Annotated in this window: 15 protein-coding genes; all 15 read right to left on the reverse strand. The window is 50.5% G+C overall.

Annotated features, from left to right (window positions below; all coding sequences use genetic code 11):
• Positions 1–13: 13 nt before the first annotated feature.
• From AC07OI_RS09370 to AC07OI_RS09440, 15 genes are read right to left on the reverse strand one after another with little or no spacing between them, the layout of a single operon-like run.
• The gene (locus AC07OI_RS09370) at positions 14–838 is read right to left on the reverse strand and encodes a hypothetical protein (protein WP_495257013.1); all 825 of its coding nucleotides are present in this window, start codon (positions 836–838) and stop codon (positions 14–16) included.
• A complete protein-coding gene (locus tag AC07OI_RS09375) occupies positions 835–1,815 on the reverse strand; it encodes a phage tail protein (protein WP_495257014.1) in 981 nt (326 codons plus the stop codon). The genes AC07OI_RS09370 and AC07OI_RS09375 overlap by 4 nt, the downstream gene beginning before the upstream one ends.
• Entirely contained in the window at positions 1,812–2,927 is a 1,116-nt protein-coding gene (locus AC07OI_RS09380) for a hypothetical protein (protein WP_495257015.1), read from the reverse strand. Before AC07OI_RS09380 ends, AC07OI_RS09375 begins: the two co-directional genes overlap by 4 nt.
• Before the next feature lie 5 nt (positions 2,928–2,932).
• A complete protein-coding gene (locus AC07OI_RS09385; RefSeq protein WP_495257016.1) occupies positions 2,933–6,265 on the reverse strand; it encodes a baseplate J/gp47 family protein in 3,333 nt (1,110 codons plus the stop codon).
• Positions 6,266–6,276: 11 nt separating this feature from the next.
• A complete protein-coding gene (locus AC07OI_RS09390) occupies positions 6,277–6,462 on the reverse strand; it encodes a hypothetical protein (protein WP_492704546.1) in 186 nt (61 codons plus the stop codon).
• 18 nt (positions 6,463–6,480) lie between these two features.
• A complete protein-coding gene (locus tag AC07OI_RS09395) occupies positions 6,481–6,873 on the reverse strand; it encodes a GPW/gp25 family protein (protein ID WP_495257017.1) in 393 nt (130 codons plus the stop codon).
• 2 nt (positions 6,874–6,875) lie between these two features.
• Positions 6,876–7,289 (reverse strand): PAAR domain-containing protein, encoded by a 414-nt coding sequence (locus AC07OI_RS09400; protein ID WP_495257018.1) that lies wholly within the window; start codon positions 7,287–7,289, stop codon positions 6,876–6,878.
• Between the two features lie 10 nt (positions 7,290–7,299).
• On the reverse strand, positions 7,300–7,914 hold the full coding sequence (locus tag AC07OI_RS09405; RefSeq protein ID WP_492704549.1) for a phage baseplate assembly protein V: 615 nt from the start codon (positions 7,912–7,914) through the stop codon (positions 7,300–7,302).
• Positions 7,911–8,957, reverse strand: a complete 1,047-nt coding sequence (locus AC07OI_RS09410) for a phage late control D family protein (protein WP_495257019.1) — start codon at positions 8,955–8,957, stop codon at positions 7,911–7,913. Before AC07OI_RS09410 ends, AC07OI_RS09405 begins: the two co-directional genes overlap by 4 nt.
• Positions 8,950–9,594, reverse strand: a complete 645-nt coding sequence (locus AC07OI_RS09415; RefSeq protein ID WP_495257020.1) for a CIS tube protein — start codon at positions 9,592–9,594, stop codon at positions 8,950–8,952. The genes AC07OI_RS09410 and AC07OI_RS09415 overlap by 8 nt, the downstream gene beginning before the upstream one ends.
• Positions 9,594–11,480, reverse strand: coding sequence for a hypothetical protein (locus AC07OI_RS09420; RefSeq protein ID WP_495257021.1), 1,887 nt, complete (start codon positions 11,478–11,480; stop codon positions 9,594–9,596). The genes AC07OI_RS09415 and AC07OI_RS09420 overlap by 1 nt, the downstream gene beginning before the upstream one ends.
• An 11-nt stretch (positions 11,481–11,491) precedes the next feature.
• A complete protein-coding gene (locus tag AC07OI_RS09425) occupies positions 11,492–12,004 on the reverse strand; it encodes a phage tail protein (RefSeq protein WP_495257022.1) in 513 nt (170 codons plus the stop codon).
• 1 nt (position 12,005) lies between these two features.
• The gene (locus AC07OI_RS09430) at positions 12,006–12,173 is read right to left on the reverse strand and encodes a DUF6760 family protein (protein WP_422640262.1); all 168 of its coding nucleotides are present in this window, start codon (positions 12,171–12,173) and stop codon (positions 12,006–12,008) included.
• 17 nt (positions 12,174–12,190) lie between these two features.
• Positions 12,191–12,517, reverse strand: a complete 327-nt coding sequence (locus tag AC07OI_RS09435; RefSeq protein WP_492704554.1) for a hypothetical protein — start codon at positions 12,515–12,517, stop codon at positions 12,191–12,193.
• Between the two features lie 17 nt (positions 12,518–12,534).
• Entirely contained in the window at positions 12,535–12,981 is a 447-nt protein-coding gene (locus AC07OI_RS09440; RefSeq protein ID WP_423004975.1) for a phage tail protein, read from the reverse strand.
• Between the last annotated feature and the right edge of the window lie 22 nt (positions 12,982–13,003).

Raw genomic sequence — 13,003 nt, forward strand, 5'->3', positions numbered from 1 at the left:
GAACAGAGCATTTTCAAGGATTGGAAACGGCAATCCAGTTCAACACCACACTGCTGCTAGTGGTTGAGCTGGTGGTACTGGTGGTGCTGGCGGTTTTACTGTCGGTGGCTGGTGCACTTTGTACAGCAGTCAGGGTCACGACAAACTGGGTAGTATCAGATGTCACTGCCAAGGCATAAGGAATGCTGCCCTGCACCGTTACTGTGACCATGGGTGCGGAGGTGAACGTCGTACCCGTGGTTGGGAACACTACCGTCGCGGTGGTACTGCTGCCCGCCGTTTTCATATTGCTGCTATCAACAGTGACACTACCTTTCAATGCATTGGCCATACTCACCAGCGATGAATTCAGCATTGTCGGTTGCAAATACACTGGCTGGCTGTTGTTGGTGACGCTACTGATGGTGGTACCGCTGGCTACCCCAGTTGCCAACTGCACCGCCCCACTGGGAACACTGCTACCTATCATTACCTGTGCGGTATAACTCAGCACTGGCGAACCAGCAGCGATGGGAGTACCAATAGCGGGGTACTGGGCATATACATAAAATGGATTGGTCAGGGTCGCAGGCATAGCGACAGGTGTGCCGTTACTGGCTACCACCAGCAAGTGCCCGGCACTATCAATCCCGACACCCGACGACACGATCAGGGAATTACCTTGCTGTGTTACCTGCATCCCCCCGGCAAATACCCCTGGCGTAAACGTGCATTGGTTTTGCAGGTAAATCCAATTATTGAAATATGCCTGCTCTGCCGTCATGTTGGCCGAAGTCAAAAACATGCCATCGGTATACAACAGGCTTTGCATGATATTGGAAGGTATGGTCAGACTCATGTTGTTATTCCTTGTTCACCAAGTAAAGAGTTGATGCCCAGTTGCGAAGCATGACCGCTTGCCTGCAACTGCATGCTGGGGATCAACAAGATATCGAATTGACTGCCTGCAGGTCTGATCTTGAGTAATATCTGGCGCAATTGCCTCAATACCGACTGGATCTGTGCTACGTTCTCACTGGTCAGGATATAGTTGCTGTTATAGGCATTCGGTAACAGCAGCTTGACCACAAACAACCACGGCAAATATCCCGATACCACGGGCGAGCCAGTCTGATATGCACTTTGCAGCACAAACGCCTGGCTGACCTGGTTACTGACCGGGAATGCCGGTACGGTCGGGTTGCTGACGACGACAGACATTTGACCGGTGATGCTGCTTTGCGTGTTATTCGCACTGAAGCTCACACCTGTCATTGTCGTTGGCAAATCAAGCAGCAGATTGATCATCATGCTCATACCCTGTGGGGTACCTCGCAGCCGGTAAAGGGCCATGATTTCGGCCACTACAGTACGTTTCTTATCAATACTCCAGCTATTGTCCACCACCAGATCAACCCAATTCCCCAGCCATATCAGGAAATCATTCAACCAACCAGTAATCCCTGCCAGCGGATCAGTCTGTGCAGTTTGTTCAGTATTACTATATCCAGCCATCAGATCGGTACTATCTGGCACGCCGATATAAGTATTTAATTCAATCAATAATTGGTTCTCATCATTCGTACCCGCTCCCGAAATGGGCGGAACGAAGTCAGTGTCGGCAGGCGGAAACAAGAATGACAAGCGCGGATAAAACAGATTACCAATCACTGGCGCGGCCAGCAGCTCGGCAATGCCCTTGCGGCTATCTAGTTCGGTATCGGGGATGCCAGTCAGAATTTTTTCAAAAATCTGCAAATACTGGGTCAGGAAAGCCGGGCTGGTGGTGCTGTAGACCGCCGGTAAATAGCGCAGGTAACCTGGTGTCTGGCTCATACCTGGCTCCCAATGGCAGTAATATCCAGACAGCGCAAACGCGGTAAGCCATGATAAAACTGACCTGCGGTACCCGATGGCAAATTGGCCAGTTGCGCGTTCACGTCCAGGCAAGCAGTTTGCGACAACTCAATGGTAGGGAAATAATTCATGTCAAAGGATGAAATCGCTTCTATCCCTGCCACATTCAATACCAGGTGTTGCACCGCGTCAGCAACAGGAGCCACATCATATTCCCAGCCCTGGTTATTGGGGCCACCCAGCAAAGGTAAAAAATAACGAAACAGTTTGCCAAACACTTCGTTCAGGGTCACATCGATACGGGTATTGGCAGCACACAATATCGTAATCGACAAATTGATATCTGTCCTTTGCGCAGGCCGCACCCGGACGACATTGCCACCTATGACCCGTGCCGCCAGATATTGCTGTACGTTTTTGATCAAGGTTTGCAATGCTGCGCTATTGTTACTGGGAACTACCATCGCCAGCTTGCGCATGGTATTGGCAGAGCCTTGATATTGTTGCTGATTTGGGTATATTGGAAATTGATAGCTGGGCCGGGCATCGCTCAAGATATAGGCAGTACTGCCCTCCTGTGCTACCTGGGCATATGCATTGGCCACCAGCAAGGGTCTGGTTGAAGATTCGCCCATATTTTGGGCAATCATCTGATTAGTTTCACGCGCCAGGGTTTCAATGTTGTCCAGCGTCAGTGCCAGATAGGGATGATCAACATAACTGAGCACTGCTTTTTGCAAGTCTGTGGCCGAGAGGCTGGCACCAGCCTCCATTTTGGCCAGCACCTCTTGTAAGGCCAAAAATGCAAAGTCATAATTATCTATCGCGGCCTGGCTGTAAGCCGTCTGGTTGCTCGAAAATGCCAGACCCAGCACCCAGCGCAAATCGTTTTGCTGAGTGGCAAGCGGGATGGCATTTGCCTGGTATAACAGCGATTCATCCAACCAGGCCAATAACTGTAGCAAGGTGATGCCGGGGTCAGAATCATTGTAATCAGTCCATTGACTGGTATATTGCGGAATGCGCCGCATCAAGTCCTGCACCAATTGCTGCCAGTTTTTTCTATCCAAGTTAGGCAATTCGAAAGACATGGCGATTACCCCAGCGAAAGATAAATTTGCATACGTCCTGCAACAGGTAATTCAGTTTGCCCCAGCGTCACATTGCCATTTTGCTTGTTATTCAGACTCAAGCCCTGTACCAGTACCACTTGCGGGATATGCGCCAGGAATGTACTGACAGAAGAAGCCAATACGGTTTGCCCGAAATCCCAACCCTGTCCGCGCAGGCCACCAAATACTGGCTGAAAAAATGCCTGTAACAGGCTGATAATCTGTTCTTGCACTGCATTGAGTTGGTCCGGTGAGATATTGACCAAAAGCTGGGCCGTCACTGTCACGGGCACAAAATCGGGCGGCGAGACGGTAATGCGCTGCGCCAGAGCTGCCAGGCAATGCTGGCGTGCAGCAGTCAGTACGGTATTTTGCAGGGCGGGTGTGGTATAAGGCACAGGATCTGCCGACAAGGCCAACACGGAAATCTGTATCATGCTACCGATTTCGACCGCACGGGCTTTAGCCACTTCAGCACTGGCTGCTGCCGCGATAGTGGTGATATCTGCCAATTGTACGGCATAGCCACCGCTGCGGATCTTAGCGGGGCTGGTAGCATTGATATTGGCAATGGTGTCACCATTTACACCACCACTGGCCGCCGCGGGATTGAATACCGCCGTAATATTACTAATACCGGGGCGCAGCAAGTTAATGGTCTGCGCGGGGACATTGGCTCGCAAGCCTTGGGTATATTCATAATAAGCCGCAATGACATTATTATGACCAACGGGTGGAATCATGCCGTGGTAACCATCGCCAAAGGTGACAAGCCCAGTTTGAAAATCCAGTGTATACACCCGGCTGTCAGGGCCACTGAACACAAAATTATCTACCATCTCCCAGGCCATTGCCACTTCATCACTGCCGACACTGATGCCAAATTCAGTTGCCACAGCTGCACCGGTTTGCGCGCTGAGGGTGTTGCTGCTGTTTGGGCCATCCGTCACCATACTGGCACCATCTGTTGTTGAGTTATTGCTGGTGCTGGCTGTGGAACTTGATGTACTGGCATTGGTCTTGGCCACTTTGGCGATCACATCGCCCAGACTGATACCATTCTTGCCGCTGTTTGTTTTTGCATTATTGCTGTCAAAGCCAGTACCGCTGGCAGTATTGGCGGCATCCGTTGCGACCAGGTCTTCTACCAGCAAGCCTATTGGCTCCAGCACCACCACTTTCAGATTGGCCAGCACAGGTGTGTAATTCAATTCAAAAGTCTGAAACTGCTGCGCATTACCAGAACCCAGAACTTCATTGATCACGCTGGTAATATTGCTGGCCATCACCGTGTTGGGGTACATGCCATAAATGCGGATAGTACGATCCACACACGCATTGACAATCCTGAACCAATAAGCGGACTGAGAAAACAGATACGCTTCTTGCATGGTGGCGGGTATCGTAAAACTGACTATGCCTGACCGTGACAAGCCATAGGTACTGTCATCGACCGACAGTTTTTGCCATCCCAGCCCATCAAAATATTGCCAGACCAAAGTGCCGCCTGCCTGGGCCTGTTCCTGTTGCAGATAAAAATACAGCGTCATTTTATTGCCCAGGCTCATACTGCCAAAATCACCGGGCGCGAAGGCAAAGAAAAAACTGGTCAGCAACTCTTTCACGGGCTTGAATGGGCTGAACAAAAAACGACTCAGGTCAAATGCGTTATAGCACCAGTAGCTACTTGGCTTGTTGACATATGCATAGGTAATTTGTGTCGACTGGATAAAAGGTGGAAAATATTTGGAACTGGTAAAGGTATAAGAAAAATTCACTCCAGCCGTATTATTGAGGTAATTGATAACATCTGGTTTGACGCTGGAGTCAAGGATGGAATCAGGAATACCATTAATCGTCGCACTGACACTACTGGTCTCAAAGCCGCCATCCTGGCCGTAACCACCACTGGCGATCACTACCCGCACCCACAATCCTTTACCGCCAGCTACCGTGGTTTCGCTAATAACCGGGCATTGAAACTGGATATATGCAGGACCGTTGGCATTATTCTGTTGCAGATTATTGGATTGATCGACAAAATCATAGGTACTGACATCGGTTTGGGTTTCATTGAACGATTGCCATGCCGCGCCATCCCAAAACTGCCAATTCAACACGACGGGCATGACGACTTTGACCGGTACCACCTGAAACGCGATCGTTATCCTGGCACCAGTTTTACCAAACACCGCATCGGAACGCAGGTAAAACGCATCGTTTTGAGCAGGCGTTTCGCCAAAGGGATAGACACCATTGCCAACATCAAGCAACACCGTGTTATAGGCAGCCTGTTGAGGCTGAATTTGCTTGCCATTCATCGTACATTGCAAGCCTGTAATCACCGGCAACTGCGCTTCCTGCGCTGACAAAACCTTCATGCCAGGTGCAGGCTGGACCAGCAACCAGTACATCGCCGGGTCATCGCTACTGGTTTTGGGTGAAGCTGCAAATCCGGCTTCAATCTCTTCGGCGTGATACAACTCCTCTTGCAACTGCGCTGTTGTCAGTGCATCTGCCCTTGGTGTGCTCTGCAAGCTGATATCGAGCCTGAGATTGTCTGGCGAAGCGACAACTGTCGATTCCAGAGGCTGCATGGCACCATCGAACCATTGCTCAAAATATTCGGGATATAGATTCTTGCCGGTCAAGCTGATGACGATGTTTTGCAAGGAATCGTCCGGTTTAAATAACTGGCTGTCCCCCATCATGAACCAGTGTCCCAAAGCTTGCTCAACCGGATCACTGCTTTGATCAGCGACAAACAAGGGAATGCTGGCAGCAGGGGATACTACGCTGCCACCGTTGGCGGCAGTGCTGGCGACCACCCCGACCTGCCCTCCTAAAATCAAGGGTAAGGCATCGATGTACTGGTCCTGTGCCGGAATGATGGTCATGGCTGCCACCAGGCTGGCTGGCAGTACCAGCAAATCGCTATTTGTTTGAAAACGCAGAGATTGATTGTCGCCATCCAGCACTGGCGTCTGGGCTGCTACCATTTGCGCAGCTTGATCCTGTTGCAATTGAAATTGCAATACCGCCTGGGCTGGAATTGGCGGGCGCAGGTTCATGTTCATGAACTGAAAAAATGCCAGCCGTCTCTGCAAGGGCATCTGGTTTTCGATTTTGGCCGTATAAGCTGCCAGGTGTGCAAACAGATTCAGTAGTACCAACCCCGGATCCTGATTAATATCCTGTTTGGTCGGCACAGCAGTGGGCCAGTAGTCGGCCCACTCTGGCGCATACGCCAATGCCAATTCCAGCACCTGGCTGTAAAAAGCATCGTCATCACGAAAATCAAGGATAGGGTCTGTCATTGTCAGTTCAGTCAGTTTTTGGTCGCCTGTTCATGTTCGGCCATCAATTCTTCCAGCACCTGAATCGCACCGCTGATGCGTATCAGGGTGGCCTGCAACTCACGTCTTTTCTGATCCATGTCCAGCATTTGCGCTTCTCCGGCTTCTTGATTGCGTTTCAGATCTTGTATCCTTGCTTTGATAATTTCCATGTCCATGCTGGTTTGACTCCGTACTTATGATTTAAGAAAAAATGGATAGACCAGATTACCCGGCTGATTCGAGGTGCGAATGACATAACTGACCGAAATGGTCAGGCAATTCGGCGTTTTAGGATCAATTCCTGCGGCCACCTGAGTCACGACGACGCGCGGCTCCCAACGATCCAGTGCCTGCTTGACATACAACTGTGCCAGACTGACCGAGGTGGCATTTCCCGCTGCAAACACCAGTTCATTGATGCGACAACCAAAACTGGGCAACATCACACGCTCGCCAGGTGCAGTTTGCAGGATGATCAAAATTGCCTGCTCAATGTCTGTGGTATCACTAGCCATCAACACCCGCCCTCCCTGGGTGGCTACCGGAAAGGCCCAACCTTTCCCCAGAAAATCTGCGCTGTTGGCCATGACTAGCCTACCAGGACGGTGGACATACCCAATACCTGCACTGTAGGCGGTGGCGCCTGTGGCCCCACAGGTGGAATATCGTGACAGGTCTCGCAAAAATCACCCGCACGTGCCGCAGCCTTGCCATTGATGCGCACCCGCATGCTGCCTATGATCACCCGCCCCAGATTGGTTGGTGGCACCTGAAACGTACCACTGGTTGGAATATGCGGTGGAATATTAGTCGCCATCGATCCGACAGTAGCTGCAGGTCGGCTATTGATACGCACATTCAAACTGGTATTGGCATTGATCTTGCCGTTAAATGGAAACGGCTGCGGAGTCGGTACCGGGCCGCCTGGCGAAGGCACCAGTACAATATGAATATCGGCCGCATTCACTATGCTGTCGCCTAATTTTGCCGCTGGTATACCCATTCCCTGCTCCCTAGTTGATATCGATCATGCTGGCCGACAGCTTCAGACTGGTACCGCCTGTCAGTTGCATGCTGGCTGCAGTGAGATCAGCCTTGACGCTGCCGCCGGTATTTTGTATCACCACCTGGGCACCTTTGATATTGATGCTGCCAACAGCGCTAATGCTGATATCACCCTGACTGATCAGGCTGATTTTATTAGCGCTGGTATCAATAAGGATTTGATTATTTTTGTTGTCGACAATGCTGATTTTTCCTTGATCAGAATCGTCAAAGGTAATGGTCTTGCCACCTTTGGTTTTAATCACACGGATAGTTTGCTGTTGCTCCACATTGGCAACCGGCGGTTTTTGCTGTCCATTCCACAAAAAGCCCAGTACATAGGGTTTGCTCGGATCGCCATCGGCAAAAGCCACAAGCGCAGAATCGCCGACTTGCGGCAAGAAAAAAGCCCCGCTGCTGGTTCCGGCAAAGAAACTCATGATTTGAACCCAGTCCGATTCTATCTGTGCGCCTTTGAGTGAGAACTTCACTTTGATACGCCCCAGATTTTGCTCATCTCGGGTGTTGCTGACCGTCGCCAGTGCTACCCCTGGGCTGAATTCGCCCATATCGTCATTCATCATATGCCGGTTCTCCTGATCTTCAGCGTGGTTTTGTAACCCGTACTATCGTCGTAGCTATGTGTGCTGGAGGTAATGTAATAAATACCGTTATAGCGGGTTGACAGGCCGGTCAGCTTGATATTGACGCCGGCCACCAGTTGGTTGTCACCTACCAGGTTCACGCTGCCTTCGATGAAGCTTTGTAAATTGGCCTGATACTGCGCTTTGGCCACCGCCTGCAAGGCTTGCGGGTCGCTGATATTGGGGCACTCCACCAAAATCTGGCTACTGGGAAAATCATTTGCCGCCTGATATCCGGTTTCGCTGCCCCCCATGGTTTCTTGTGGCGTGCTTGACGCTGCCACTGCTGTCAGCACTTTGTTGGTCTCAATGTCGTAACCCGTAGCCGTGACTTCATCCCCCTGGGTAGGCAACTTCATGTTCAGGTTGACATCATCCATGTCACGTGGAAACTGCAAGGTCTTGAGTGCACTGCCACCTTCCGCAGAAGGGCGGAATATCAGCGCGGTATCATCCATCAGGATTTCATAGTTCAATTGCTTGCAACGATTAAGTACAAACTTGTAGTTGGAGATATTTCTTTGCAAAACGTATTGATTCACCAGTGCCGGGTTACCAGGCGTTTGAACGGTCAGGCTGCAAGAGCGCGCGACTTGGGTGACGATGGCATTGTCATTCAAATCTTCATAGGTCTTGGTTTGTTTGCCAAACTTCAGTCGGTACATGCGGTCAAACCCACGGATTACTGCATTGGATGAGCGGGTACTGAAGTTCGGCTCGACCGCAGTAATATCGCCACTGATCAATTGATGCAGCGTATTCAAGCCCATGAAAATGGTAATTTCATCGCCAGGCTTGAACACATCCAGATCAACATCTTCCCATGTGCCATTGCTGGAAACAATATTGAGAGAAAAACTGAACATGCCTGGCACATTGATTTCATTGGTCACCTGCACATCATGAATATTGGCCAAAATCGAATTGGGCAAGGCACTGCGATTTTTCAGAATCTTGAAAGCCCCTGTATTGACGCTAAGCATTGCTCACTCCCGGAAAGCCGTCGGCATGCACATCGGGAATAATCAGGTTGCGTCCGATATCCTTAATCTGGGGGAAATTGAGTACGTCGTAAATCTGGTTGGCATCAGCAATCAAGCGCCACTGATTGGCATCGCCCAACGTATCCTGGGCAATCAGGTACAGACGGTCACTTTCCTTGACGCGCCATAACTGGCGACAATTAAAATAACCGCGCGCCTGCAAATCTTCTTCTTCCGTCAGAACGGATTTGAACGTCACCGACAGCTCTGCCCGAACCGGTATGCCGGAACTCAAAAACATCGTGAATTTTTGATCCAGCTTGGTCACAATACCGGTAAACAATGGCCCGGCCCAGGTAAACACCACCACTGGTGGTTCCTTGCGGATATTGGTACCTATGCTGGGTACTGTCAATGCTACAATTTTATTGGTCTTGGTACGCACATCGATTTGCTGTTCGTAGGTATCAAAAAATAGTGATACCGTCAGGTCATCGTTATTGACGCGCTGAAACTGGATGTTCGAACCCTCACCCTGCACCATCACGGTTTTGTTGAGCGACAACTCTGTTGGGTTATACATCACCGGAATTTCTTCGCGGGTTTGCTGCACCACGATCTTGGCCATTTCCAGCATCAATTGGCTCCTTTGCGATATTGTTCAATCGCAGTACGCTTTTCAACTGCGCTGCACAAGCGGTCCGTCAAAACCCGCATGACGGGTGGGGAAAACAGTGAGTCAACCACTACCTGATGCATGGTATTTTGATTGCGTTGAGTCAGCTCCTGAACGACTTTCATTTGAATAGAACGTTCTACTGTCGTCAACTGGCTTTCTATCAGTTTTTTCATTTCAACTTGCAAACCAGCTTGCCAGGAACGGTTGGTATGGGTTTCGCGCAACACCTGTGTCACGCTCTGACGTGAACGATAAGGTATCAGTTCTGCATTCTGTGCAGCTATACCGTGTTGATACAGTGGCTGAACCATAGGTGGTCCGAATGCCTGCTGCGCTAAAGTAAGTCGCACCGATGCTGGCTCAGACATCGTGTTGTGCTCGGCTTGTGCTGGCGGAAGAGTACGATGCACGGCGACCAGTGAGCTACGCCGCCTGATCAATGCCAACATGTCAGGAACATTCATACGACTCGCCATTTCACGCCAGCGCGCCACCTTACCCAAATGTGACAGACTGGCACGGTCTGCATCAGACTGACGCAACATGGGCTGTTCCAGATTCGCCTGTTGTCGCCCTAGAACTGGTGATGACGAATAGGCTGGCAAGCGACGTCCAGTTTGTCTTAATACATATTGACGCAAGCTGGTTTGCCAGATCATATCAACTTGCGCACGTAGCATCGACGCCACTGCGTGCCCCGCTGACCGGGTCTGGCGGGCTGCACCTGACATGCCCGTAGCTTTGGCCGGTCGCATATGTAATACACGCAACAACATACTCTCGGCAGCCGCTCCGCGTACTTCATGTGCCCGCATCACAGTGCGTTGCCAACGTTTCTGCGCCCCTTGTTGCAAAAAAGTTTGCGCCAATGAATTGCCAACATCACGTAAACGGGAACGCAAATACCAGGGTAACAGGGTTTCGATGAGCGCTCTTGCTCCAGACCGCACTTCCAACGCTACACTCGAATGAGTACGCATCACATTGATCAGATGTCGCCCCTGCTCAGCAAATTCGTATTTCATCTTGCCCGGTGGTGTCAGCAGGCGCAGTAACATGCGTTCAAGCCTGTTGCTACGTGTCACACTCAGTGCGTGCATGGCTGAAAACATGCTGCCGACATGGCTTTGCGCTGTGGACCTGGAATTGATTTTTGATATTTTTCTGTCGGTCCCAATACTGCTTCTGACCGGGCGAGCTCGCGCCATAACCTGACGCTGCAATAGGACCAAAGCAGAACTGGTTCCGGCATGGATGCCTGGACTGAGTTGCGCATGGGCAGTCTGCCTGCTCCGTTGACCAGAAAGTTCCATCATGAGCGCAGCGCTGTGCTGCATCAAAAGACGTGTCAGCAAAGGTGATGAACCTTGTCCGGCCAGTCCCAGTGGCATGCCCGGCATGGTCAGTAATGCAGGAGCCAGCACTGGCACTAGCCCGGCATTGCGGGCTTGCGACTTGATGATTAAAGTTTGCAGCCAGCGCACCCAGGTCTGTTGCGAGAGCATGGCATGAGAAAGTCGCTTACCCAACGCATTACTTTCTGCCTGCCGTCCGGCCTTACCCCCTTTCTGCAAGGGGCTTCTGCTGGCCTGCATTTCTTTTTGCAGGAATTTACCCACGCCCTGTGCCAATAACCTTTGCTGCATTTGCAGCCACTGAATGCGTTGAACAATATGGGTGAAATGATTCTGGGTGACATTCTGCGGCAACTTCAAATACGCCATGGTGGGTGGCATATCTGCATCGTGATTTACCTGCATGGTCTGACTCAGTTTAAGCAGGCTGATCAATCGTAGTACCTGCGACCTGTTCGCCCTGGCAGCATTGGCACTAGCGGTGCGCATGCCCAGTGCCATCAAAGTAACCCCTTGGCGGCAGAATATGCGACACTGGCCAGGCTTTTCTTGATACCTTCATGCGCCAGGGTAAAACTCTGGGTAGCAATCATGTTTTGCCCGGCATCCAGACTTGGCCCCTGCCAGGATATTGGCCAGGCATTGAAGAAATCCCACCATACACTGGGCAAACCAGAATCATCCAGAATATAAATTGAGCCGTTCTTGCGCTTGATCTGTCCTTGCAAGGTGGATTGATACCACAGCCACATAGGGTCAAGTGCTGTGACTCCAGCTTTTAACACGATATCGGAATAAGTCATCTGACCAGGTAGTTTGTATTCCGTATCATTGACTCCACCCTGGCGTACGGTTTTGACTTCGGTGCGAGACTCCAGCCCCTCCACCGATGAAAACCCGCCTACCAGGATACCTTCGACTTCGACAAAAAAATTGTAAGCCTTGAACGGGTCAATATGCAAACCCAGTTGACGTTGAGCTAAACCGGCGGCAGCATTTACACCCAGTACCATCTCATACTCCCAGATTTTTCAAACTCTTATGATTATCATCACTGCTCATGGCTTTGTTGATTTTGGAAATTTGCTCGCACCACCGTCGCCGTTCTGCATGCTCCATCGCCAAAATTGCCTCGTACGACCAATGAAAGTGATAAGCAATAAAAGCGATTTCTGCATACAACTGCTCGGGTACGCGCCCTACTTTCCCGCCCCGCCCTGCCCTTCGTCCGTATCAACCTGGTTGATCTTGTTGTAGAGTGTTTGCAAATAAGTAAAATCGGCAGAAAACAAATCTTCCACCAGTTTAGTATTAATAATATCCAGGCTTCCCAAACGCACAATCACACGTGAGAGCACGATGATGATCAGATAAGCCGGATTATTCTGGACCCGGTGATCTTTGAGCGGCAAGATTTCATCTCCTGCAGTGGCCAGCCGCATCACCCCGTTCTTGTGCAAATTGCCGTCGGCGTCGCGATAGCCTATGGGCAAGGTAAATTCCACTTCTGTACTGATCACATTCATGAGACATAACTCCAGGGTTAAGAGACACGCACCATGTATTGCATGGTCAATTCAAAAGTTTCCACCATCACATCGCTGGTCGATGCATTCAAGCCAGTACTTTCATATTTACTGGCAAAGGCATTAATAACGTTCCAGCGTGCCTTGTCAGCCCCGGTGGTATCCACCAGGATCAGGGACACATTTTTCTGTGCACCTGTGGCAGTTGAACCCTGGGTCGATACCAGGGTGAACCAGTTATATAAATCCATGGAATCTGTCAGCCCTTTTTTCAAGGTCAGTTTGCCATAGCTGGTCAAGCCAGAATATGGCCGTTTCCACACCGGATCGGTGCCTTCGCGGTAGTCCACGGTTTCAACCGTGATATCAGGCACGGTTGCCTCAGAAAATGCTGCAATCTGAATGCCGGAAATTTCAACCCGGAAGAGAAACCCACGGTAGGGGTCAGTTAAAGTTGTAGCCATTGTTTTCTCCGCAATCTGTCAT

This window comes from Undibacterium sp. GW821-FHT07F11 (assembly GCF_059418665.1).

Excerpts from the sequence above, each read along its gene's own strand:
- AC07OI_RS09370 (WP_495257013.1), bottom strand. The coding sequence starts at position 838 with ATGAGTCTGACCATACCTTCCAATATCATGCAAAGCCTGTTGTATACC.
- AC07OI_RS09375 (WP_495257014.1), bottom strand. The coding sequence starts at position 1,815 with ATGAGCCAGACACCAGGTTACCTGCGCTATTTACCGGCGGTCTACAGC.
- AC07OI_RS09380 (WP_495257015.1), bottom strand. The coding sequence starts at position 2,927 with ATGTCTTTCGAATTGCCTAACTTGGATAGAAAAAACTGGCAGCAATTG.
- AC07OI_RS09385 (WP_495257016.1), bottom strand. The coding sequence starts at position 6,265 with ATGACAGACCCTATCCTTGATTTTCGTGATGACGATGCTTTTTACAGC.
- AC07OI_RS09390 (WP_492704546.1), bottom strand. The coding sequence starts at position 6,462 with ATGGACATGGAAATTATCAAAGCAAGGATACAAGATCTGAAACGCAAT.
- AC07OI_RS09395 (WP_495257017.1), bottom strand. The coding sequence starts at position 6,873 with ATGGCCAACAGCGCAGATTTTCTGGGGAAAGGTTGGGCCTTTCCGGTA.
- AC07OI_RS09400 (WP_495257018.1), bottom strand. The coding sequence starts at position 7,289 with ATGGGTATACCAGCGGCAAAATTAGGCGACAGCATAGTGAATGCGGCC.
- AC07OI_RS09405 (WP_492704549.1), bottom strand. The coding sequence starts at position 7,914 with ATGATGAATGACGATATGGGCGAATTCAGCCCAGGGGTAGCACTGGCG.
- AC07OI_RS09410 (WP_495257019.1), bottom strand. The coding sequence starts at position 8,957 with ATGCTTAGCGTCAATACAGGGGCTTTCAAGATTCTGAAAAATCGCAGT.
- AC07OI_RS09415 (WP_495257020.1), bottom strand. The coding sequence starts at position 9,594 with ATGCTGGAAATGGCCAAGATCGTGGTGCAGCAAACCCGCGAAGAAATT.
- AC07OI_RS09420 (WP_495257021.1), bottom strand. The coding sequence starts at position 11,480 with ATGCGCACCGCTAGTGCCAATGCTGCCAGGGCGAACAGGTCGCAGGTA.
- AC07OI_RS09425 (WP_495257022.1), bottom strand. The coding sequence starts at position 12,004 with ATGGTACTGGGTGTAAATGCTGCCGCCGGTTTAGCTCAACGTCAACTG.
- AC07OI_RS09435 (WP_492704554.1), bottom strand. The coding sequence starts at position 12,517 with ATGAATGTGATCAGTACAGAAGTGGAATTTACCTTGCCCATAGGCTAT.
- AC07OI_RS09440 (WP_423004975.1), bottom strand. The coding sequence starts at position 12,981 with ATGGCTACAACTTTAACTGACCCCTACCGTGGGTTTCTCTTCCGGGTT.